1 protein-coding gene is annotated in these 1,127 nt (G+C 46.1%); it reads right to left on the bottom strand.

Features of this window, described 5'->3' with window-relative positions:
• Nucleotides 1–1,127 (bottom strand): elongation factor Tu (gene tuf / locus HCZ11_RS19490; protein WP_167659253.1); only part of this gene is annotated, 1,127 nt, incomplete at its 3' end.

Here is a 1,127-nt window from a genome sequence, read left to right as displayed (position 1 = left end):
GCGAAGCGTAAACCTTCGTCCATCGCGATTGGGCAGATTAGTTCTACAGTCATCTTGATGTTATCACCAGGCATTACCATTTCAACGCCGTCTGGTAACTGTACGTCACCTGTTACGTCAGTTGTACGGAAGTAGAACTGTGGACGGTAACCTTTGAAGAATGGAGTGTGACGACCACCTTCATCTTTAGAAAGTACGTATACTTCTGAAGTGAACTTCGTGTGTGGAGTGATTGAACCAGGCTTAGCTAGTACTTGACCACGTTCAACGTCTTCACGCTTAGTACCACGTAGAAGTGCACCGATGTTCTCACCCGCACGACCTTCGTCTAGAAGCTTACGGAACATCTCAACACCTGTACAAGTTGTCTTCGTAGTTTCTTTGATACCTACGATTTCAACTTCGTCATTCACGTTGATGATACCAGCTTCAACACGGCCAGTTACAACAGTACCACGACCTTGGATTGAGAATACGTCTTCGATAGGCATGATGAATGGCTTATCGATGTCACGCTCTGGCTCTGGGATGTAAGAATCTAGTGCTTCTGCAAGCTCAACGATTTTGTCTTCCCACTCTTTCTCGCCTTCTAACGCTTTAAGCGCTGAACCTTGGATTAGTGGTAAGTCATCACCTGGGAAGTCGTACTCTGAAAGAAGTTCACGAACTTCCATCTCAACTAGCTCAAGTAGCTCTTCGTCGTCAACCATGTCACATTTGTTCATGAATACGATGATGTAAGGTACACCAACCTGACGAGAAAGTAGGATGTGCTCACGAGTTTGTGGCATAGGACCGTCAGTCGCAGCAACTACTAGGATTGCGCCGTCCATTTGAGCAGCACCAGTGATCATGTTTTTAACATAATCGGCGTGTCCTGGACAGTCTACGTGTGCGTAGTGACGAGTAGGAGTATCGTACTCAACGTGTGAAGTTGAGATTGTGATACCACGCTCACGCTCTTCTGGAGCGTTATCGATTGATGCGAAGTCTTTAGCTACACCACCGTATACTTTTGCAAGTACGTTTGTGATTGCTGCTGTTAGAGTTGTTTTACCGTGGTCAACGTGGCCGATTGTACCAACGTTTACGTGCGGTTTTACGCGTTCAAACTTTTCTTTTGCCAT

Origin of the sequence: Pseudoalteromonas sp. HF66 (assembly GCF_011806445.1) — a bacterium.
Lineage (GTDB): Bacteria > Pseudomonadota > Gammaproteobacteria > Enterobacterales > Alteromonadaceae > Pseudoalteromonas > Pseudoalteromonas apostichopi.
Note: the sequence above shows the minus strand (reverse complement) of the source record. Positions and strands in the feature narration are given on the sequence as shown.